We start from the raw sequence: 22,634 nt of genomic DNA on the forward strand, positions 1-22,634 counted from the left end.
CTGAAAGGATCTCCTGTTGCTATAAAAAAGTCTTCTGAAATGGATTAGGTGCAGGGAGCGGGAGATCCCTCCGCTGCGGTCGGGATGACCCTCCGGTTGGAGCGGCGCCAAACCTGTTGTTGTCAATGGTAGCGGGTGAGGCTGTTTTTTACGAATCAGCCGTCTGCCTGTTTTTTACGGTCGGGGAAGCGCGTAGGCAACGTAGCTGCTTCCTGCTTTTTTTCCGTACCGGACGCCTCCGGCGGCTATCACCACGTATTGTTTGCCGGAAACCCGGTAGGTGACCGGTGTGGCAAATCCGCCGGCCGGAAGTCTGGATCGCCATACTTCTTTCCCGTTCGTTGTATTGAAGGCCCTGAGGTGTTCGTCGTAGGTTGCGCCGATAAACAGCAGATTCCCGGCGGTTACCAGCGGGCCGCCATGGTTTTCGGTTCCGGTGGACGGTTCGCCCAACGCCGGGTATTCACCCAGCGGAACCTGCCACCTGTATTCACCCGTGTTCAAATCAATTGCATTGAGGGTTCCCCAGGGCGGTTTTATGGCCGGGTAATGATCCGGGTCCCTGAACTGTACCATACCGTTCGGTAGAAAAGGCGGACTATAGGGGAAATCGCTTTCGCCGGCATGACTTTGGCGGCTGTCGGCCCGGTGTATATCGTCTTCGGCTGCATTAACGGCTGTGTCTTTTCCCTGGATCAGAAAGTCGACCAGCGCTTTCCGGTCGTCTTTAGACAGGTGCTGGAAGGAAGGCATACGCCCGCGACCGGTTGTCAGCAAGCCGTCGATCTGTACCGGCGTCATGCGCTTGCCTATCTCCCTGAGCGAAGGGTAGGATTGGCCGGAGGCAATGGTTTCCTGGCTATGGCAAACCGAACAGTTCTGCCCGAACAGCATTTTGCCCCGGTTTCCCGGTGCTTTTATAGCGTCATTTTCTCTCATTTTAAGCCACCAGAGCATATTATTCCCATTCACGTAAAAAACACCGGAAGGATCGACGGCCGCACCGCCCCATTCGGCCCCGCCTCCAAAACCATAATAAAGGGTGCCTTCCAGGCTGGGAGGAAGATACTTGTTTCCTGAGCGGCTTTCCAGGAGGCGGTCAAGGACCAGCCGGCGTGCTTCGGGCGTTCGTTCGGTGACCTGGTCGGGCGTCAGAAATTGTCGTGCGAACGGGGCCGGCTTCACAGGAACCGGTTGTGTGGGCCAGGGTTTTTCTCCCGGCAATGCAGGAGAAACCGGTACTTTTACTTCTTCTACCGGGAAAAGCGGCCGTCCGGTCATGCGGTCAAAAACAAAGACGTGGCCGCTTTTGGTGGCCTGTGCCACTGCATCGGTTGGTTTGCCCCGGTGCATGACGGTCAGCAGGTTGGGTGGGCAGGGGATATCATGATCCCAGAGGTCGTGATGAACCGTTTGAAAATGCCAGATTCTTCTCCCGGTGGCTGCATCCAGCGCGATAACACAATTGGCAAAAAGGTTCTGCCCTTCGCGGTCTCCGCCATAGAAGTCAACCGAGGGAGACCCTGTCCCCAGGAAAACCATCCCGTTTTTCTGGTCTACCACCATCCCGGCCCAGCAGTTGGCTCCCCCGAGCTTTCGGTAAGAATCGGGCGACCAGGTATTGTACCCGTATTCGCCGGGCAGGGGAATGGTACGGAATGCCCAGCGGAGCCGACCGGTACGGACATCAAACGCCCGGATGTTTCCCGGCAGCCCGTCGCCGCCTTCCGATACCGACGACCCCATGATGATCAGGTCGCGGAATACAACACCGGGGGTAGTAGACCGGATATTGTATTGGGTTACATCGTATCCCAGTTCACTGACGGTCCCCAGTCCCTGGTGCAGACTGGTCTCGCCGTTTTTTCCGAACCCGGTAATACGCTTGCCGGTCAGGGCGTTGATCGCATACAGCGTTGGGCCAACCGAATACAGGATTCTTTTGTCTGTACCGTCGGACCAGTAAGCAACGCCCCTCACAGGATGAATACGGGGTTTAGCATCGGGGGCGTCAAAAGGGTCGAATTTCCATAATTCTTTTCCGCTTGCCGCATCCAGTGCGAAAAGCTTCATCCGTGGCGTGGTCGCGTATAATATTCCTTCGGCGACGATGGGCTGGCACTGGATGTCGATCCCCCTTTGTGCGGTGTCCTTGTTTTCGCCCGTATCATAAGACCATATTTGCCGGAGGCTCCCCACGTTCTGCACGTTAATCTGTGTAAGTGGGGAGAAACGGGTACCGCCGCTGTCACCGCCGTAATGGCGCCAGTCGGTATCCGCTTCTTCGTTTTTTGCCGGGAAGAAATAGGCAGCAAGGCACAGCGTCGCCAGGCTCGCGACGAGGCTGTATTGATTACGATAGAGAAAGCCGCGCATCGCCTGGTCAGACTAGGGTTTTACAAAAAATGTATAGGTGATTTCCCAGTCGGTACTTTCGCCGGCCGCCAGAGAAAGATCCAGGTAGGGCTCCGGGCAAGCGGTAGTGGGGCAGGCCCAATACACCATCCGGTCTACAGCGCGATTGCATGCCACCTGCACACCGGCGCCGGTTCGGGTGTTTTCAATGGAGAAGCCATAACGGGGAGATTGGCTCTTGTCGTTTCTGAGATCCTCACTGAAAACATTCTCGCCTTTTTCCAATTGCCGGCTGTAGGTCAGTGTTTCGCCTTCTGCATGTGCGATTTCACCAAATCCGTTTCCCGATGCCGAAATTCGGAAAGGGAATATTGTTTTTAAACGGGGGCCGGTAGGCTCCCGGTCAATCATAAAGAAATTGTGGTTGTACGTACTGGTGTGTATGGGCAATTCGCCTGTATTGGACAGTTTGTGCCCGATCACCAATTGCGCCTGCCCGGGAACAAGCCGGATTTTCTTTTCGTAGCGGTAGGCAATGCCTGCTCCGGTCCGGAGCTCCTGCGCGAAGACAACCTGCTCTTTCCCGGTTTTTACGTCCCATTTGCCATGATCCGTAATTTCGTATTTTCTTGCAAACTGGTAAGGAGCGTTGTCCGGTTTTTTAATTGCGCCAACCCCTATCTTAACAAAATCTTCCCCGGGCCTTGCCGTTTCATAACCGAGCGGTTCCCTGAATTCGTCGACGGGCCCCATAATGGCATCGTGCAGGAACGGATCATATTCGTTGAACCATTGACCGAAATAGGAATGGCCCTTATACTCCAGCTTGCTGACTACCCCCGACCAGTCGAAGCGGGCGCCGCGATAGTAACCGTTTTTCGCATCCGGCAATAAAACGGTGGCGCTGATTACCCCGTTATCGACGGTAGCTTCGGGAAAAGTTGAGGGCCTGCAGCCGGCCAGGAAAAACGCGCAGGCAAATCCGATACCGAGAAATATTTTCATGCGTAAAGAAGGTTTGAACTGTTGCGACAAACTGTTATTTCAATACCGCGTACCAACCCCCGATCTCCGACCTCCGACTTCCGATTTCCGACTTCCGACCTCCCCCCTCAATCAATCCTGAGTCCCGGCTTCATTAACGTAGGGAAGGTCCAGCCGAAATGATGTACGGGATAGCAGATAGGTTGGGCCTTTTTACTGTACCCGGCATAGCGCTCATCTCTGTAAATTTCAGAAAGCGCCTCAAAAAGATTCCCTGGCCAGCGGGATTCGGACCCCCGGTTCGGTTTGTCGAACCACGGCCAGGACTCCGGTTGCAGCGTGTAATGAAGCAGGTAGTCAAGTGCTTTTTTTAGCGATCGGCCCCTCTGCTCGTAGGTGAAAATGTTTTCGCCGGTAGTATTGTGAGCTACCCAGCATGCCGAGGTAATGGGCGCCAGCGAAAAATAAGTGTACCAAATGCCGTTTGCTCCCCTTTTGGTTTCGTGCGGCATGCTGCCGTCATCGTCAATTTTGTCGGCCAGGTCACTTTTGATCAGCCGGATATTTTCCCGGATTTCATTCCTGTCGTTCAGGTAATGCGCTGCCAGGATGGAGCCGTAGCGTCCCCAATCGGCCCAGTTGTTCTTCCTGTTCCTGATCTCGTCACAGGCCTTTTTGTATACCGATCTTACCCACTTCGTAAATAGCGCTTTATCTTCGGCATGCCATTCAGGTGCGTGATAGAGTAGGTCTGCGGCCATGATCATGGCTGTACCGGAATAGGCCATCACAAGCGGACCGTCTGCATCGGAATAGCCGGTATTTTTTGCACCCCAATCGTTCAAAAAACGCAGCGCAGTCATCGTGTATTGCTTTTTACCCGTTAGTTGGGCAGCGAGCGCTGCGGCATAGGCATTGAAGGCATCTTTTTGCAAAGCCCGTGAGTTTCTGCGGTGCCCTTCTGCATCGACGTAGTAACCCGGCACGGAGAAGACTGTCATTGCGTTCGGCGCTGCAGTGCGCGCACTGTCGGCATAAAGCAGCAACTGCTGAAACGCTTCAACGGTAGGAGATTGTTTTTTCCGGATCTGAAGCCTGACCGCCTCCAGCTGAGAAGTGGTGTGCATGCCGCCGGGATGGACTAAATCCTGGGCCCCCGCAAAACAGGGAAGGAAAGGAAGGGTAAAAAGCAGGAGCAGCTGTTTCATTTCAAAGTTAATTTTTCTGAATCCCATCGGATGGCCAGGACGCGAGGGGAGAGGTTGTGCCTTCGGGGCCTGGTGTTGCGGAAAATATGGCGTTAAATACCCTTTCCTGTCCCGCCGGGACATCGGCCTCAAACCCGACGCGGATGGTCCCCGGATTCGGTGCATCGTAATCATGCACCGGGTCGGTGGACCACGTTCGGATTTTGATCGCCGTGTCCGAATCGAATTTCAGATACATTTTTTTACTGTTTTGGGATAGCTCAACGGTTTTCCCGTCAATTATTTTAACGGTTGCGGGAGTAAGCAGTGTCCACCTGATCAGGGCAGGCCGGTCGGTTGTTTTTACTTCGTCCCGTACGACCACCGACTTCCCGTCGCGGATGGCGATGCCTCTTTTTGCTTTTTCAACCTGGCCTTTGAACACATCCGACAAGTCGGAAACAACGCTGAGGAACTTCGGGTCGCCTGACTGGGCGTCAATCCGGGGGTTACCTTCCACGCGGTGCAGTTCATTATTGACGGTAAGCGTATTGTGTACGAAATTGTTATATCTGAAAATTTGCCAGCGTTGCGCGTTCTGCGCGCGACCCCAGAGCTGGACACCTTTTGATTCCAGGGAATGGTAATTCTGCATGCCGAAATCCATGGCCCACCGTTCGCCGAGCGCATCGAGCACAAAAGAGCCGGCGTCCATGTGACCGTGGTTTACCTGCGCTGCACCGGCTTTGAAACCGACGAAAAAAGCATTCGGGTCGTCCCAGGAAGTGCGCATCAGCGCCACCGGGCTCAGTCCCTGGCCGAACCACAGCAGCGCTTTAGGCTTTGGTACATCCCGGCCCCGGAGCGTAGCCCCCCAAATCATAGCGGTCGGGATCAACCGGTTTTTCACGTTGGGCGTTTGATCACCCGAGAGGTCGGGGAGCTGGTTCCAAAGAAGCGATTCTTCTCCCGTTTTCTGCGCAAACCAGAACATGGCCGGATTAAAGTGTGCTTTTACCCCACCGTCACCCCAGTTGTGTACCAGCCCGATAGGGCCGATCATATTCTGAAGAAAAGACCCGGTTTTCATAAACCCGGGCAGCGCGGAAAGACTAAAGTCCGTTCCGAGCGCTGTCTCCAGGGCGCTGATCATAAGTACATTAAAGCTGGTCCCGTAATCCCAGTAGCCGTATCCTTCCGCATAGGCCCCGTGGGGCGCATACACCGCCATTGAAACCGGTAGGGTTTCCAGCGCCCTCTGAATGGTTCTGGCGGCTAATTCCGGCTCATCTTCAGCAATTGCCAGGGCACCAAACGTCATGCCGGCATTGCAGACCTGGTTCCAGTTATTGGTTGACCTGAGAAACGAATTGTACTGCTTGTCATAGGAAGGGTTAATTCCTTTTTCGAGTATTGCAGTACGGATTTTTTGGCGCGAACCGACCGACAAATGCGGGTACAGCCAGTCGTACCCGATGGCAACCGCCATGGTCATTTCAGCTACATCCAGGAAATGCGTCGGGTTCCAGTCCGAGAACCCGGACACGGCAAGCAGTTCTTTTTCTGCGCGGGCCAGAAAACGCCGGTCACCCGTTACCCTGTAAGCATAGGAAAGCTGAAAGACACGTCGCAGGCATTCGCGCGATTTGTCCAGCAGCCGCCTGCCGATTTGTATGCGTTCTACCGGGGGCAGCCCGATGATATTTTCACTTTCAGCCAGAATTGCCTGGTGCAGGTTGCTTAAAACGTTGGGTTGTTGAAAGCGTTGCCGGATATCCTGTTCCCGGTCTTTCAGCAGCAAAATACGTGGATGGGGCGGCAGATCTTTTATCTTTTCACTGATGACGGCAAGGGTCGGGGGCTGGTAGGCCGGTTGCGCAGAAGCAAACGACAGTGATACCAGCAAAAGAAACACAAGCATATAGCGCATGATCCTCTCGGTTTAATGAATGAGAACTAATTTACCGGGATGCGGCCGGCGTTTTCCGGCCGGTATAGTTACAAAGTCCCGGCAGCCCCGTTTCTATTCGGATTAAGGTCCGGTCAGTGGAAAAACATATAGGCCAGGAAGATGGCGGTAACTACTCCCACCATGTCTGCCAGCAACCCGGCAACAATGGCATATCGTGTATTCTTAATTCCTACGGATCCAAAATAGAGCGCTACGATATAGAAGGTAGTGTCGGCCGATCCCTGAAAAATGCAGGACAGCCTACCGATGAAGGAGTCGGGTCCGTGGGTCTGCATGGCTTCTATCATCAGCGCTCTTGAACCGCTGCCGCTAAGGGGCCGCATGAGCGCTACGGGGAGGGCTTCCGTAAAATCGGTATTGATGCCGGTCAGCGAGATGACGTACCGCATGGCCTCCACAAAGTAATCCATTGCGCCGCAAGCCCTGAAAGCAGCAATTGCCACCAACAGTCCCACCAGGTAAGGAATAATCGTGACTGCGGTTGAGAAGCCACCTTTTGCACCTTCGATGAATACTTCGAAAACGTTTATTTTTTTATAAATCCCCCAGAATAGAAAACCGGCTACGATCAGCAAAATCAGCGCGTTTCCTGCCACCACCGAGATCATTTCGATCTGCTCCTTCGACTGGTTGCCTAAATAGAACAGGAACAACGCAATGGCCAGGGTTGCGCCGCCGACGCCGAGCAGGAAAGTCCGGTTCCATAAATTAATTTTTTGCCAGAGCGCGGTCAGGACCATGCTCACAATTGTGGTCACATAGGTACCGACGACGCACGGGATAAAAATGTCGGACGGATTCCCGGCTCCGAGTATGGCGCGTTGGGCAATAATAGTCAGCGGAATAATACAGAGCCCCGAGGTGTGCAGCACCAGGAACATGATCTGGGCGTTTGACGCGGTGTCCTTATCCGGATTAAGCTCCTGCAGGCTCTGCATGGCCTTTAGCCCGAATGGGGTAGCAGCGTTGTCGAGCCCGAGCATATTGGCGGAGAAGTTCATGATCATTTGCCCGTTTGCCGGGTGATCTTTCGGGACTTCCGGGAAGAGCTTGTTAAAAAAAGGGCCGATTATTTTGGCCAATCCGCCGATGATACCGGCTTTCTCCCCGACATTGAGAATACCCAAAAAAAAAGTCATGATTCCTGTGAGAGGAAGGGCTATGTCCATGACAGCGGTTTTGGACATGGCAAGCATGCTCTCTACTATCAGTTGAAATGCCTGTGTGTCGCCATTCACAACTACCTGGAAAAGCGCAAGCAAGAAAGCAACTCCAAAAAAACCGACGAATATAACGTTAAGCGCCATAGACAAAGAATAGGAAGCCTAAAAATAGTAAAAAAGCACGATTTGATGCAGATGGCCCTTGTCAAAGGCAAAAATGGGACGGGCAGGGACGGAAGGAATGCCGGTGCGGGAGAAGGCGTATGGCCGAAGGACAAAGAGAAACTGATAACTTTGCAGCTGAATCTTTAGGAAACCAATTCGTTAATTCAGGGATAATGCCGAGACTACTCGCTATTGATTATGGGACCAAACGCACCGGGATTGCCGTTACCGACCCGGAACAGATCATTGCTACTGCCCTGGAGACTGTTCCCACCCACAAATTATTTGATTTTTTGAAGGACTACTTCAAAAAGGAAATTGTTGAGGGGGTAATCATCGGCATGCCGAAAGGCCTTGACAACCAGGATACACACAGCACCAGCGCGGTGCGGGGCGTTATCAAACGGTTTCAAAAGGAGTTTGAGGGAATACCGGTTTATGAGCACGACGAGCGGTTTACTTCTGCCCTGGCCATGCAATCGATGTTGATGGGCGGGACGAGCAAAAAGGACAGGCGGGAAAAATCCAACCTGGATAAAGTCAGCGCGACCATCATTTTGCAATCCTTTATGGAAAGCCGCCGCTGAAATGCACGGGCGGTCAGAAGAATGAAATGATGGCGTAGCCGATCATGACCAGGCACAATACGACTTTCATAACGATGCCGGTCACGAACCCCAGGAAAGACCCTATTGCGGCTTTCATGGCCGTTTGCCAGGGCGCGCGCCCGATCAGCTCGCCTGCAAATGCGCCGAGGAATGCCCCCAGCAACAGGCCGATACCCGGCAACACAAACAGGCCGATCAGCATACCTGCTACCGTTCCGATGCTGCCGTAACGTGTTCCTCCAAATTTTTTTGTACCGTAAACCGGAATGTAGTAGTCGAGCACGGCTACGACCGCAGTGACGATCCCCAGTGACCAGACCACTGAATCGTTCATCACTACGTAGCGGCTCCATTGCAGCATTAACAGTCCCAGGAAGCTCAGCGGTGGCCCTGGAATGGGCAATACCGCCCCGGCCAGGCCGGCCAGAAGGGAAATGATTGCCAGAACAAGTAACAGCGTTTCCATATTGTTAACAAGCGGATAATGGATGCAAGTTCGAAAAATAGTGGTATGCGTCCTATATTTGCATGATGGACGGGAAGTTAAGTGGTGGGACGGCAGTAAAAATATTTCAAAATAAACATAATCATCATCAATTACGGCTCATGTCGAAGGTACTTATTATAGGAGCGGGCGGGGTAGGAAGCGTTGTGGCGCACAAGTGTGCCATGAATTCTCAGGTTTTTACCGAAATTATGCTGGCTAGCAGAACTTTGTCCAAATGCGATAAAATCGCTGCAGAAATCAAGGAAATGCATGGCGTCTCGATCCAGACTGCCCAGGTGGACGCCGACGTCGTGGCGGAAACGGTCATGCTCATCAAGAGGTTCCGGCCTTTCCTGCTGATCAATGTGGCGCTGCCTTACCAGGATCTTGCGCTGATGGATGCCTGCCTTCAGACCGGCGTGCATTACCTGGACACCGCCAACTACGAGCCGAAGGATGTAGCCAAATTTGAATACAGCTGGCAATGGGCATACCAGGACCGTTTTAAAGAAGCCGGTTTAATGGCCCTGCTTGGCTGCGGGTTTGACCCGGGTGTAACGCAGGTATTTACTGCTTACGCCAACAAACATCATTTTGACGAAATGCACTACCTCGATATCATCGACTGCAACGCCGGTGACCACGGGAAGGCTTTCGCCACCAACTTCAACCCGGAGATCAATATCAGGGAAATTACCCAGCCCGGCCGTTACTGGGAAAACGGTGAATGGGTGGAGATCCCGGCGATGTCCATTCATAAGCCTATAGAGTACCCGGGTATCGGGCCAAGGGAAAGCTACGTGCTCTACCACGAAGAGCTGGAATCGCTTGTCAAAAACTTCCCGGCGCTGAAGCGGGCCCGGTTCTGGATGACCTTCGGGCAAGCGTATATTACCCACCTGAATGTGCTGCAAAATGTGGGAATGACCAGCATTGCGCCGATAAATTTCAAAGGCGTTGATATCGTTCCCCTTGAATTCCTGAAAGCGGTCCTGCCCGCGCCTGATTCCCTTGGTGAAAATTACCAGGGCCAGACTTCTATCGGGGTGCAGATCAAAGGCGTGAAAGACGGGAAGGAGACCACCTATTATGTGTGGAACAATTGTGATCATGCCGAGACCTACAAGGAGGTACGGGGTCAGGCCGTGAGCTACACAACCGGTGTTCCCGCCATGATCGGCGCTATGCTGATGATTACCAACCCGGAATGGATGAAGCCCGGCGTATGGAATTGTGAGGAGCTGAACCCGGATCCGTTCATGGAAAAATTGAATACACACGGTTTGCCGTGGAATGAGCGCATCAATGAGGCGCTCCCGCATGAGTACCCTGCCTAGGCAGATCTCCTGAAACCTTTTGGCAGACGGCATCCCGCGCGCGCTTCGGAGAGAGCAAAGAGGGGCCTGTCGGGAAATGACCCGGCAGGCCCCTCTTTCTTTTTATTAAACGATAAACGGGGTAATGACCCGGGCGTTGTGTTTTTTCAGTTCCACAAACAGCCGGTTGAGCATTTCGTCGTCGCGGTAGGTACCAATGATGGTTCCGCCGGAGCCGGCAAATTTTGCCGAGGCCCCCAGGTTTCTTGCGGTTTGAATAAGTGCAAGATTGGTTTCGGAAATGTCATAAATGGATCTCCGGAGGTCGAAGTTCCGGTCCATTAATTCATGCAACATTTCGGGACGGCCTTCCATCAGGTAATTTTTCGCGGTTTCGGCCAGGGAGGCTATTTCGGCCAGCGTCCGGACGATCTTCTCTTCGCCGCGGTCGAACCGGGCCCGCACGTCACTATGAACCTTGCCTGATACCTTGCTCAGGTTGGTATTATAGGCTACATAGAGTTTCGGGAGAAGACGAGGGTCGAGGCGGTCGTAATTTCCATATCCGCGCGACTGAATCAGCTCCTTGTCAAAATCCATGTACACACATCCTTCATAGCTTTGTATGACCCGGTCCTGGAGGCCGGCCGCAATCCCCAATTCCTCGGTTTCGGCGACCATCACCAGCCTCGGCAACTGCTCGAGCGGAATTTCTACTTCGTAGAACCGCATCAGCGCGCGCATCAGCGCCACCAGGATCGCGCTCGATCCAGACATGCCCACCTGTCGGGGAATAGAAGACCGGTAGCGGACCGTGAAATTCTTATTGGGAAGCCTGACCTGGTTGGCCTCGCAATAATCGATAAATTTCTTGATCCCGGCCTTGATCAGCGGAATGCCGCCGTTATAGCCGAGCATGCTGACCGAATCGCGCAGGTGATAAACGCTTTTAAAGCTGTTTCCATCCTGCGACTGGGCTTCAATGAGCAGCTCCGGCGACTCATATAACGAGATGGAAGCCCCGAAATTTCTTACTGAAATGGCAATGGTTTTACCGAAAAATCCGTCTGAAGGGTTGCCTAATAACCCTGCCCGGGCGTAAGCGCGTGTCTCTATTATCAAAACTGGAATAGGTTTTTGAGCAAAAATATAAATTTATGCATCATGTGCCTACCGCTTTGTGCGATTAACATTACGCCGGGAGGGCTTTCGGTTGATTATTTAAATTTGGTAATGGGATTGTGTACAGCAGGCACAGATTGCAGGTAGGCGTAAATAGCTGCAAGATCGCTGGTTTTCATGTTTGCGTACATGGTCCAGGGCATAATGGTTTGAAATTCGCCGGGTTTGACGGTGGGAGGGGTGTAGCTGCTGTCCGCATACATTTTGAATTTCGCTATAAAGTCGGACGACGTCCAGCTGCCGAGCCCGGTCTCCTTGTCGGGGGTGAGATTGGCGGTTGTCACAATTTTGCCACCACCGACGCTCATTTCCCAGCCGCCGGCGAGCTCCATCCCTTTCACTTTCTGCCCTTTGTCGTCATTAGGCGTATGGCATTCCATACAACCCGCTATATGGGTCAGGTAGCGGCCATAGGCGATGTGGTCGGCGGTGTCCGGCCGCGGGGCTGTTTCGGCTTTCTTCGGAATGGTATTGAGAATAAAATTGAAAGGGAAATCTGCTTTTGAATGGGGTACCTGGTTCTCGATTGCGGGTATGCTCCGGAGGTAGGCGATGATGTCTTTGACATCCTCAGGGTCCATCATGCTATAGTATTTATAGGGCATCACCGGGAAAACCGCCTTGCCGTGCCTGGTAACCCCGGTGGTGATAACCCGGTAAATTTCCCCGTCGGTCCAGTCGGCCAGGGAAGCAGGGGTGATATTTCTGGCAAAGAAGGTTCCGGGGAAGCCGAACTCTTTGCTGAATTTTTCACCGCCGCGGCCCAGTGTCCCGCTTTGAAGCGGGCCGGAGAATTTGGAGAAATCGCGTGCGCTGTGACAATCCATACAAACCACTACATGGTTGGCCAGGTAAGCGCCGTGCTCTATACGCTGGGGGGTAATTTCCACTTTCAGATCAGGCGCAGGCCCTACATTCGGCATAAACAACTGTAAATACGCCGCAGCGGAAGCGGCAATGACTACGACTGCAAGTGCAAGCCATCCGATTGCTTTCAATACTTTTTTCATTGGAGTTTGTGGTTAACGTGAGCAAGGGTTACCGATCGTAAACCGATCAGCGCGACAATATTATAAAAATTGCGGGAGGAAATAAAGTAGCGGAAAGGGGGGGCGGAAATCGGAGATCGGAAATCAGAAATCGGAAATCGGAAATCAGCCCCCGATTTCCGACCTCCGATTTCCGACTTCCCCTCCTTTTCTTTTTCAAAAAAAAGAGGACCTCCCGGGAGGTCCTCTTTTTTTTGAAAAAGAAAAGGAGCTAGCTGGCCAATGCTTCGGCTCCGCCCACGATTTCGAGGATTTCTTTGGTGATGGCTGCCTGGCGCGTACGGTTGTATATCAAACGTAGCTCTTTGAGCATCTCTTGTGCGTTTTCCGTCGCTTTGTCCATGGCAGTCATCCTGGCTCCGTGTTCCGAAGCGTTCGATTCGAGTACTGCACGGTAAAGCTGGATTTTGAGTGCCTTCGGAATCAGTTCGTTCAGAATTTCATCTTCGGCAGGTTCAAAAATATAGTTGGCGTTGCTGGCAGCATTACCTGCAGGGCTGTCGGTCGACGACTGGATAGGAAGGAATGGTTCGGTCCTTACCACCTGGGTTGCCACGTTTTTGAACTCGTTGTAAACCAGCTCAACCACGTCATAAGTACCTTTGGCAAATGCGTCCATGATAAAGTCCGCAGCTTCTTTTACATTCACGAAGCTAAGCCTCGTAAAGATATCGGAAAACTGGCCGATGGTACTGAAGCCACGCCGGGCCATACCTTCTGCTCCTTTCTTGCCAATGGCCAGGATGTCTACATTTTTGAGAAGCGCCTGCTTGGTATAATGTGATTCGATCCGGTTGACTGCCGCCTTCATCACGTTGCTATTGAAAGCGCCGCAAAGACCGCGATCGGAAGTAAGAGTCACTAATAACACACGCTCAACCGGACGGACCTGGCTGTACGGGCTTTCCGCAAGACTCTCGGCACCTTCGGAAACGGTTGACATCATTTCGTTCAGCTTCCGTGCATACGGGCGCATCTGGATGATGCTGTCCTGCGCACGGCGAAGCTTCGCTGCCGCCACCATTTTCATTGCCTTTGTGATCTGCTGCGTAGAGTTTACAGAACCGATCCTGTCACGAACTTCTTTTAAGGAAGCCATCGCCTATTACTTATATATGGGGTTATTCCGATGCAGGTATGCCTGCATCGGAAATGATTATGAGTTGTATTTTACTTTCAGTTCTTTCGCCACTTTTTCGAGCACGCCGGTAAGCGAATCGTCGTATTTACCGAGCCTCAAAGCGTTCAGCGTATCGGCATGTTGTGCCTTGAGCAACTGAATGTATTCTCTTTCGAATTCACGAACTCTTTCAACAGGCACTGTATCCAGCAAACCTTTGGTGGAAGCATAGATAACAGCAATCTGCTCTTCTACCGCTACCGGGGCATATTGCCCTTGCTTCAATACTTCAAGGTTTCTGCGTCCGCGATCAATCGCCAGCTTGGTAGCAGCGTCAAGATCGGACCCGAACTTAGCAAAGGCCTCAAGTTCACGGAAAACCGCCTGGTCACCTTTCAGTGTACCGGCTACCTTTTTCATGGACTTGATCTGCGCGTTACCTCCCACGCGGGATACCGAAATCCCTACGTTGATGGCCGGGCGGATACCTGAGTTGAACAGGTTGGATTCAAGGAAGATCTGACCGTCGGTGATGGAGATCACGTTGGTCGGAATATAGGCAGAAACGTCACCTGCCTGGGTTTCGATGATCGGGAGCGCGGTAAGCGATCCGCCACCTTTTACTTTGCCTTTCAGTGACGGCGGAAGGTCGTTCATCCCCTGCGCGATGCTGTCGTCGGCAACAATCTTCGCGGCTCTTTCCAGCAGGCGGCTGTGCAGATAAAACACGTCACCCGGGTAAGCTTCCCGTCCCGGAGGACGACGCAAAAGCAGGGAAACTTCGCGGTAGGCTACTGCCTGCTTGGACAAGTCATCATAAATTACCAGTGCAGGACGGCCGGTATCGCGGAAATACTCACCGATAGCAGCGCCTGTGAATGGTGCATAGAACTGCATGGGCGAAGGATCGGACGCTGCCGCAGCAACAATCACGGTGTAGTCCATCGCACCGTAGCGGCGGAGGTTGGCTTCTACCGCTTTGATGGTAGAGGCTTTTTGACCGCAGGCCACATATATACAGTAAACCGGCTCGCCCCGGTCGTAAAACTCTTTTTGGTTGATGATGGTGTCGATCGCAACCGCAGTCTTACCGGTCTGGCGGTCACCGATGATCAGCTCCCGTTGGCCACGGCCTACCGGAATCATCGCGTCGATCGCCTTGATACCAGTTTGAAGCGGCTCGGTTACCGGCTGACGGAAAATAACACCCGGTGCTTTGCGCTCGATAGGCATCTCGAAAAGTTCGCCCTGCAGCGGTCCGTGACCGTCGATAGGTTCGGCAAGCGTATTGACTACGCGTCCAATGATTCCTTCACCAACCTTTACCGAAGCAATTTCGTTGGTTCTTTTTACAGTGTCGCCTTCTTTGATTTCACTGGAGTCTCCCAAGAGTACGGCACCAACGTTGTCCTCTTCCAGGTTAAGCGCCAGTGCTTTAAGCCCGTTGTCGAAAGACAACAGCTCTCCTGCCTGAACCTTGGAAAGCCCATAAATACGGGCAACACCATCTCCTATCTGGAGCACTGTACCTACTTCTTCGAGCTCGGCCTCCGATTTAGAGCCGGAAAGCTGCTCACGCAGTATCGCCGAAACTTCGTCAGGTCTTACAGATACCATAGATTTATTCGAATTATTTTGGGTGTAATGGAAACTTTTCTTTTTCAGACCGCAAATGTAGGAGTTTAATTTAATATTTCGGAGCCGTGAAGCTAAAATATATATAAGCTTATTTCTTGGACTTTTCTAAGAGGAGGTGAAGCGCTGCGTCAAAGACAGGGCCGGTGATTGTCCTGAGTAAAAAAAATTATAGCCGGGAATGCGCTTTTTTGTATTTCATTCCGTTTTTTTGGTAGCATATTTATTTTGTGCTTTGTTTAGTTTTCCCCCATTTAACCAAACCAGTTTGCCCGGAGATGTTGAAAAAAATCAAACCCGTTCTCTTTGTTTCATTTTGTTTGTTTCTTCTTGTTTCGCCTTTACTATCGGAGGCACAGCAAAGTCGCACCCCCTTCAAATCTGAAATGGATACCGTTGCCTATGGCATCGGGCTTAGTATTGCCGGGTCTCTGAAAATGCAGGGGCTGGCCGGTATTAATACCAAAATACTCCAGGAAGCAATCAGCGATGTGCTCTCCGGGAAACCCACTGTAATGTCGCAGGAAGATGCCAATCAGTACCTGATGACTTTTTTCCAGAAGAAGGAGGATTCGCTGCGCCAGGCCGAAAATGTCAAGGCGGAGCCGAACAGGATCGCCGGAGAAAACTTTCTGGCCGAAAACAAAAAGAAGACGGGAGTGGTTACCACCTCAAGCGGTTTGCAATACCAGGTGGTGAAGGCGGGAGAAGGCCCGAAACCGACTGCAAATGACCGTGTAAAAGTACATTACCATGGAACGTTAATAGATGGTTCGGTGTTCGATAGTTCAGTAGAGCGCGGTGAGCCTATTGAGCTTTCTGTGAGCGGAGTAATCGCGGGTTGGGTAGAGGCGTTGCAGCTGATGCCGGTGGGTTCTAAATGGAAACTTTTTGTACCTTATCAACTTGCTTACGGTGATCGCGGAGCCGGTCCACAGATTGGCCCCAAATCCGCTCTGATATTTGATGTTGAGCTGCTCGAAATTTTGAAATAGAGATTCGTTAAGAATGAGAAAATACCTGATTACCTTAATACCTGTCATTTTTGCCGGAGGCAATATCCGGGATACGGACCGGACTGACGTTCCGCAGGATTCTTCGGCTGTCCGCGGGGTCTTTCAGGATTTAAAGCCGACCAGCGCGCAGTACGAAGCGGAAGATACTTCCTTGAAACTGCTGACCAGGCTTCACTACAGGAAAGTAGCCGTCAATGACTCGTTGTCGTCTGTTATCCTGGACAAATATCTTAAGGACATTGATCCCGGGCGCCTGTATTTTACGAAGGAGGATATCGATCAGTTCGAAAAATACCGCTATTCGTTCGATGACTTTTTGAAGAACGGGGAGCTGGATGTCCCCTACGACATCTTCAATCTTTACCGCAAGCGCTGGCTGGAACGCAACGACTATATCACAAAGATCCTGGCAAATCCCAAATTGCAGGATTTTACCGGGAAGGAGACGTTGGAGGCCGACCGGGAGAAGCTACCCTGGGCGCCTAACACCGCAGCCCTGGATGATCTCTGGTTCCGCTACATAAAAAGTGAGGCGCTGGACCTGAAGCTTGCCGGCAAGGCGGATACCGCAGCTATCACCCTGTTGCAGCAGCGCTATAAAAACAGGGCCCGGAATCTTGGCCGGATCAAGACCGAACAGGCATTCCAGACTTATTTCAATTCTTACGCGGAATCCATCGATCCGCATACCAGTTATATGTCACCCGTAGCGGCAGACCGCTTTAACCAGGAGATGAGCCAGTCACTGGAAGGGATCGGTGCCCAGCTCCAGGAAGACGGTGACTATATCCGTATCAAGGATATTATCCCGGGAGGGCCCGCCTACAAAAGCAAATTCTTTAAAAAGGAAGACCGTATTATCGGGGTAGCCCAGGGTGAAAACGGTGCAATGGTAGACATTGTCGGATGGTTTGTTGACGATGCCGTGAAGCTGATCAAAGGCCCCAAAGGAACTATTGTGCGCTTGCAGATTCTTCCGGCCGACGCGCTTCCCAATACTTCGCCCAAAGAATATTTGCTTGTCCGGGAAAAGATCAACCTGGTGGAAGGGCGGGCTAAAAAGCAGATCATTACGGTCCCTACGGCGCAGGGCGAGCGTAAGCTGGGAGTGATCAGCATTCCCCAGTTTTACCGCGACTTTGAAGGTGTGCAAAGGCGGGAAAAAGGTTTCGCCAGTACTTCAGTCGATGTTCAGAACCTGATTCGTGAGTTGAAAAAAGAAGGGATAGACGGGTTGGTGATCGACCTGAGAAACAACGGGGGCGGGTCACTTTTCGAGGCCGTAGCCATGACCGGGCTGTTTATTAAGAACGGACCCGTCGTGCAGATCAAGGAGACGATGGGAGATACTGAAGTGCAATCGGATACTGATCCGGCTATCGCCTACGACGGGCCGCTGGCGGTGATGGTAAACCGGTTCAGTGCATCGGCGTCAGAAATCTTCGCGGCAGCTATCCAGGATTATAAAAGAGGGGTGATTGTAGGTGAGCAGACTTTCGGAAAAGGAACAGTGCAAACGCTCATCAATCTTAATCAGTATGATCCGGGAGCCAAAGAGGAGCTGGGCAAGATCAAGATGACCACCGCTAAATTCTATAGGATCAACGGGAGCAGCACACAGCTGGAAGGGGTAACCCCAGATGTGGGCCTGCCTACAGCGCATGTTACGGATGAGTTCAGGGAGAAATCCCAATCCAGCGCGCTGCCGTGGGACCAGATAAAGTCGGTTGCGTATGAAGAAACACCTTTCATCAACGAGAAGTTGCTGGATTGGCTTAACGATAACCATAAAAAGCGGCTGAAATCGGATGAAACGCTTATTAAGCTGGTGTCGGATCTGGCTATCTTCAAGGAGGCACGGGAGCAGAAAACGCTTTCTTTGAATGAAGCCATCCGGAAAAAGGAGCGGGACGATGCGGAGAAGAAGAGAGAGGTGATTGCTTCTGTTAATGACGATTTGTCGGGAGAGGATGAGGATGCCGAGGCGGATACAACGGCCACCAACACAAAAGCAGCCAAGAAAGATGTATACCTGCAGGAGACCGGCCGTATTTTGAGCGATATAGTTGCTTTTACGAAAGAGCCCAGCCTGGTGGACCGTCAGCGCAAATCAAAAAAGAAATAACATCGGAATTAATCACAATCGGTAGAACGGTTAAGTAATGAAAGCAGGAGATTCGTTGATTCAGCGTATATTAAAGTCGGCTATTTTCGCGAAGATGATGAGGTCCGGTATGCGCCTGACTAAAAATAAGGCATTGCTCCTGGTCATGCTGCAGCAGGGAGTGCAGAAGATGGAAAATAAAGGAGTGGCTGAGGGCGTTAGAGATGTGAAGGAGCAGTTGCTGCTGATGATCCGTTTCGTCCGGGCCTATGCCACCGGGGCCTATCGGGACGTAGCCATCAAAAGTATGGCTACGATTGTCGGCGTGCTGGTGTATTTCATTTCTCCGCTGGACCTTATCCCGGACGTGCTGCCCATTCTTGGTATCGCCGATGACGTGGCGCTGGTGGTCTGGATGTTCAATGTACTGGAAAAAGAAATTGCGAAGTTTTCCGACTGGGAAAAACGCAATACTATTAAAATCGGGTGATGACATTGCGGTGCCTGTTGACAAACGAATGGTAATTCTAGTATGTCATTTTTATATTTGTTAAATTTGTTGCCCCGGTAGGGTATATCGTTGACAGGGAGTAGCTTTAATATTAAAATAGATTTTAGAAAACATAAATGAATATCATAATGGAACCAGCTGCAGTATTGGCTTTTATGGGATTGGGTGGTCAGGAAATGCTTTTGATTGGATTAGTGCTATTGCTATTGTTTGGTGCTAAGAAGATTCCTGAATTGATGAAAGGTTTGGGCCAGGGTATCAAGGAATTCAAAAATGCTACGAAGGATGTAAAAGAAAGCATCGAAAAGAGCATGGATGCAGAGGATGCCAAGAAATAGCCTTTTTTGGTGTTTTTATCGTAATTAATTAAGACGAGCTGTCTTGCTTTATACGCAAGACGGCTCTTATTTTTCTTTCAAAAGAAGAACTTCAAAGGTCAGTGCTTGAATCTTTCGATAAACTTTCGGCTATTCAGCTCGAATTGTATGCAGGTCGCCTGACCTGTGAAGCGATTGTGACGGATTACCTGGACCGCATAGGCCGGTCCGAGTCGTTGAATGCTTTTGTGGAGGTATATGCGGAGGACGCGCTGGCGCGCGCAAGGGAAGTGGATGCCCGCGTAAAGACCAGGTCAGCCGGTCGGCTCGCGGGGCTTGTGATTGGTGTCAAAGACGTAATCTCTCACCAGGGATATGCGCTGCAGGCGGGAAGCAGGATTCTGAGCGGTTATAAATCTCCTTACCATGCAACGGTTATACAGAGAGTGCTGGACGAAGATGCCGTAATTATCGGGCGCCAGAATTGCGACGAGTTTGCAATGGGGTCGTCAAATGAAAACAGTGCCTTCGGCCCGGTAGCGAATGCCGCCGCCACAGATCGGGTACCGGGAGGCTCTTCCGGCGGATCGGCGGTAGCGGTGCAGGCCGGTTTGTGCCATGCCTCGCTGGGGAGCGACACCGGCGGGTCTGTCAGGCAACCGGCTTCATTTTGTGGCGTCGTAGGTCTGAAACCTACTTACGGCAGGGTATCCCGTTGGGGATTGGTAGCGTATGCTTCTTCTTTTGACTGCATAGGGCCAATAACCCGCAGCGTAGAGGATGCGGCTTTGCTGCTTGAAATAATAGCCGGTAAGGATGACGCTGACAGTACGGTGTCTTCGGCAGCAGTACCCGCTTATTCCGCTTCACTGTCGTGGTCCGGGCAAGCGCGGATCGGGTATCTTGAAGAGAGCGTAACTTCGGAAGCCATTCAGCCGGAAGTCAGGGAGCAGACCCTGTCCATGCTGCGCAAGCTGGAAGCAGAGGGCCATGTGGTTGAACCTGTTTCCTTCCGGTCGGCCAAGTACCTTTTACCTACTTATTATATCCTTACAACCGCCGAGGCAAGCTCTAATTTGTCCCGTTTTGACGGTGTTCGTTACGGCTACCGGGCTAAAGGGGTGAAAGATCTGGAAACACTTTACAAGAGAAGCAGATCCGAAGGGTTTGGGAAAGAAGTGAAGCGACGGATCCTGCTCGGGACCTTTGTTTTGAGCGCAAGTTATTATGACGCATACTATACCAAAGCACAACGCGTTAGAAGACTAATAGTAGACGAAACAAAGGAAGCACTTAGCCGGTTTGATTTTATCGTATCGCCTGTTGCCCCGACCACCGCTTTCAAGCGGGGAGAAAAAACGCAGGACCCCCTGCAGATGTATCTTGCCGACATCTTTACAGTTCAGGCAAATGTGACGGGCCTGCCGGCAATTTCTGTGCCTAACGGTGTCGATAGGGAAGGACTTCCTATCGGATTTCAGATGATGGGACGCGCTTTTGAGGAAGACAAGTTGTTGTCATTCGGGAACCATGTTTCCGGATTGGTTTCTACAGAGTAAATTCAGGTATTAACAAAAATCTAAACTCTTTAACCCGCAAGTGGTATTGATGAAAAAGTTGAATGATGTGAGGCTTGTGAGTTTTAGTTTCGCTTTTGCTGTTTTCGTTAGTTTGGGAGCCAGCGCCCAGCAGCAGGCAGAAGAAGAAGCTTCAGTTGAAATAACGGAGGATACCGCAACGGTGGTGTCAGCAATTGATTTGGTCCCGGAGATTGGCGAAGAACAGGCAGATAGCCAGGTTGCGCCTTTTATTCTGAAGGACAGGTTCAAATATCTTCAGAATGAAATTCCGATGCGGTATAACGAGCACTCGCACCGTTACGTGGATTTCTTTATCGACAAAAGGCCTTCTTTTACAAGAAGGATGCTTGAAACCAAGGTACTTTACTTTCCTATTTTCGAAAAGGCGTTGGCAGCTCACAACCTGCCCGATGAGCTCAAGTATCTCCCGTTGATAGAATCGGGGCTGGATCCCCGCGTTATTTCGAGGGCCGGGGCCGGCGGGCTTTGGCAATTTATGAGAGCTACCGGAAGAGAATTCGGCCTGGAACAAAATCAATGTATCGACGAACGTTTTCATCCTGAAAAGTCGACCCAGGCTGCCTGCAGGTACCTTCGTCAGCTGCACAATATTTTCGGAGACTGGGAAATGGCCCTCGCCGCCTACAATTGCGGGCCGGGAAATGTCCGGAGGGCCATCAGGCGTACAGGAAAAAGTGATTTCTGGGGGATTTACCCGGTTCTTCCCAAAGAAACCCGCAATTATGTGCCCCAGTTTGTGGCCATGATTTACCTGATGCATTATGGGAAGGATCACGGAATTGTTCCGTCAGAACTTAAGCTGATGCCGGCAGCCGACACCATACAGGTAAAGGGATACCTTAACCTCCGCACCTTCGCCGCATTGGGAGGCTTCACTATGGAGGATATTTACGAGCAAAATCCCCAGTTGGTTGGCACCTACCTGCCGCAGTCCAACGAGGGTTTCAGCCTGAAAATCCCGGCCATTAAGGCGGCTTTGATGGCCGATAACCTGGTGGCTATCCTGGACTCCTCTTCCAAAGTGACCGGCGATCCCGGAATGCAATTGGCCGACGAGCGCAGCGTCCGGGACGGCTACGAGCTGGTAAGCTCAAAAGTAAGACATACCGTGCGCAGCGGTCAGACGCTTTCGTCGATAGCAAGGCAGCATGGTGTTACGGTTGCACAGCTCAAAGCTGCCAACCGGATCAAAGGCAGCAGGCTGCAGCGCGGACAGCGGCTGGTAATTGTCAAAACGGTCCGCCGCCGGTTACCGGATAATGTGCAGTTAGCGAGTGCGGCAAAAAAAGCACCGGCTCCTGCAACCGCTGTCGATTCTGCTGTTACACTTGTTGCCGCTGTTGAAGCGCGGGAGGATGCCGAGCCTGGCGATTTGAACGCTGGCGAAGGCGACACCGTTCTTGTTGCACAGCAGGAAATAAGGCAAAAGACCAGGACGGAGGCAATTGCGCCGGTGAATTCACGGCCGGCCGCTGCGGCGAAGACCGTAGCGTCGACATCGAAGCCCAGGGTTCATACTATCAAAAGAGGGGAGTCACTGATTGTTATTGCAAAAAAGTATGATGTCGAAGTAGAAGAGCTGATCAGCTTTAACAACCTGAAAAGTAAAAAGGTCATAGCCGGTAAGCAGCTTGAGATCCCGCGGCATGAGCCGGTAGCAGAGGCTCAGGTAGCCGCAAAAGCTACCGCCAAGGTAAGAGACCGCGTAATGTATCACGTGGTCCAGTCGGGAGATACGCTTTGGGCAATTTCGAAAAGATATGGGCTGAGCGTAGATTGGATTAAGAAAGTGAACAAGATAAAAGGAAACGCGCTTAAGGCCGGAATGAAAATCCTGATCTCCGGTTAGCCTGTTTTTTTTA

The 22,634-nt window shown here is 51.7% G+C and carries 18 protein-coding genes; 8 read left to right on the forward strand and 10 right to left on the reverse strand.

The window, feature by feature from the left end; all coding sequences use genetic code 11:
- Positions 1-174 precede the first annotated feature (174 nt).
- The 5 genes from ABD852_RS04230 to ABD852_RS04250 form a co-directional block, all read right to left on the reverse strand.
- Positions 175-2,376 (reverse strand): outer membrane protein assembly factor BamB family protein, encoded by a 2,202-nt coding sequence (locus tag ABD852_RS04230; protein WP_345026774.1) that lies wholly within the window; start codon positions 2,374-2,376, stop codon positions 175-177.
- 12 nt (positions 2,377-2,388) lie between these two features.
- Positions 2,389-3,360, reverse strand: a complete 972-nt coding sequence (locus ABD852_RS04235) for a hypothetical protein (protein ID WP_345026775.1) — start codon at positions 3,358-3,360, stop codon at positions 2,389-2,391.
- Between the two features lie 107 nt (positions 3,361-3,467).
- Positions 3,468-4,547, reverse strand: a complete 1,080-nt coding sequence (locus ABD852_RS04240; RefSeq protein ID WP_345026776.1) for an alginate lyase family protein — start codon at positions 4,545-4,547, stop codon at positions 3,468-3,470.
- A gap of 7 nt (positions 4,548-4,554) precedes the next feature.
- Complete coding sequence (locus ABD852_RS04245; protein ID WP_345026777.1) at positions 4,555-6,456, reverse strand: heparinase II/III domain-containing protein; 1,902 nt, start codon at positions 6,454-6,456, stop codon at positions 4,555-4,557.
- 113 nt (positions 6,457-6,569) lie between these two features.
- Positions 6,570-7,805 carry a nucleoside recognition domain-containing protein gene (locus ABD852_RS04250; RefSeq protein WP_345026778.1) on the reverse strand — a complete coding sequence of 412 codons (1,236 nt, stop codon included), beginning with the start codon at positions 7,803-7,805 and terminating at the stop codon, positions 6,570-6,572.
- Between the two features lie 194 nt (positions 7,806-7,999).
- Here ABD852_RS04250 and ruvX point away from each other — a divergent pair, with 194 nt between their 5' ends.
- Positions 8,000-8,413: a Holliday junction resolvase RuvX gene (gene ruvX / locus ABD852_RS04255; RefSeq protein ID WP_345026779.1), complete on the forward strand. Its 414-nt coding sequence runs from the start codon at positions 8,000-8,002 to the stop codon at positions 8,411-8,413.
- A gap of 13 nt (positions 8,414-8,426) precedes the next feature.
- Here the strand turns inward: ruvX and ABD852_RS04260 are convergent, their stop codons facing one another.
- Entirely contained in the window at positions 8,427-8,900 is a 474-nt protein-coding gene (locus ABD852_RS04260; RefSeq protein ID WP_345026780.1) for a DUF456 domain-containing protein, read from the reverse strand.
- 140 nt (positions 8,901-9,040) lie between these two features.
- Between ABD852_RS04260 and ABD852_RS04265 the strand changes: the two genes are divergently transcribed.
- Positions 9,041-10,258 (forward strand): saccharopine dehydrogenase family protein, encoded by a 1,218-nt coding sequence (locus ABD852_RS04265; protein ID WP_345026781.1) that lies wholly within the window; start codon positions 9,041-9,043, stop codon positions 10,256-10,258.
- Positions 10,259-10,363: 105 nt separating this feature from the next.
- On the opposite strand, the gene ABD852_RS04270 is transcribed toward ABD852_RS04265, so the two are convergent.
- The 4 genes from ABD852_RS04270 to atpA all read right to left on the reverse strand — a co-directional run bounded on the left by ABD852_RS04270 (position 10,364) and on the right by atpA (position 15,205).
- Entirely contained in the window at positions 10,364-11,359 is a 996-nt protein-coding gene (locus ABD852_RS04270; RefSeq protein WP_345026782.1) for a mevalonate kinase family protein, read from the reverse strand.
- A gap of 95 nt (positions 11,360-11,454) precedes the next feature.
- Positions 11,455-12,429, reverse strand: coding sequence for a c-type cytochrome (locus ABD852_RS04275; RefSeq protein WP_345026783.1), 975 nt, complete (start codon positions 12,427-12,429; stop codon positions 11,455-11,457).
- 250 nt (positions 12,430-12,679) lie between these two features.
- Complete coding sequence (atpG, locus tag ABD852_RS04280; RefSeq protein ID WP_345026784.1) at positions 12,680-13,567, reverse strand: ATP synthase F1 subunit gamma; 888 nt, start codon at positions 13,565-13,567, stop codon at positions 12,680-12,682.
- Positions 13,568-13,624: 57 nt separating this feature from the next.
- Entirely contained in the window at positions 13,625-15,205 is a 1,581-nt protein-coding gene (gene atpA / locus ABD852_RS04285) for a F0F1 ATP synthase subunit alpha (RefSeq protein ID WP_345026785.1), read from the reverse strand.
- A gap of 404 nt (positions 15,206-15,609) precedes the next feature.
- Between atpA and bamJ the strand changes: the two genes are divergently transcribed.
- The 6 genes from bamJ (at position 15,610) to ABD852_RS04315 (ending at position 22,621) form a co-directional block, all read left to right on the forward strand.
- Positions 15,610-16,218: a BamJ family beta-barrel-assembly machinery protein gene (bamJ, locus tag ABD852_RS04290; protein WP_345026786.1), complete on the forward strand. Its 609-nt coding sequence runs from the start codon at positions 15,610-15,612 to the stop codon at positions 16,216-16,218.
- A gap of 13 nt (positions 16,219-16,231) precedes the next feature.
- The gene (locus ABD852_RS04295) at positions 16,232-18,364 is read left to right on the forward strand and encodes a carboxy terminal-processing peptidase (protein ID WP_345026787.1); all 2,133 of its coding nucleotides are present in this window, start codon (positions 16,232-16,234) and stop codon (positions 18,362-18,364) included.
- A gap of 37 nt (positions 18,365-18,401) precedes the next feature.
- Positions 18,402-18,833 (forward strand): YkvA family protein, encoded by a 432-nt coding sequence (locus ABD852_RS04300; RefSeq protein WP_345026788.1) that lies wholly within the window; start codon positions 18,402-18,404, stop codon positions 18,831-18,833.
- Between the two features lie 149 nt (positions 18,834-18,982).
- Positions 18,983-19,192 (forward strand): Sec-independent protein translocase subunit TatA/TatB, encoded by a 210-nt coding sequence (locus ABD852_RS04305; RefSeq protein ID WP_345026789.1) that lies wholly within the window; start codon positions 18,983-18,985, stop codon positions 19,190-19,192.
- A 101-nt stretch (positions 19,193-19,293) separates the two neighbouring features.
- The gene (gatA, locus tag ABD852_RS04310) at positions 19,294-20,730 is read left to right on the forward strand and encodes an Asp-tRNA(Asn)/Glu-tRNA(Gln) amidotransferase subunit GatA (RefSeq protein WP_345026790.1); all 1,437 of its coding nucleotides are present in this window, start codon (positions 19,294-19,296) and stop codon (positions 20,728-20,730) included.
- 49 nt (positions 20,731-20,779) lie between these two features.
- A complete protein-coding gene (locus tag ABD852_RS04315; protein WP_345026791.1) occupies positions 20,780-22,621 on the forward strand; it encodes a LysM peptidoglycan-binding domain-containing protein in 1,842 nt (613 codons plus the stop codon).
- Positions 22,622-22,634 lie beyond the last annotated feature (13 nt).

Origin of the sequence: Ravibacter arvi, from assembly GCF_039540405.1 — a bacterium.
In the GTDB taxonomy this organism is placed as follows: Bacteria; Bacteroidota; Bacteroidia; order Cytophagales; family Spirosomataceae; genus Ravibacter; species Ravibacter arvi.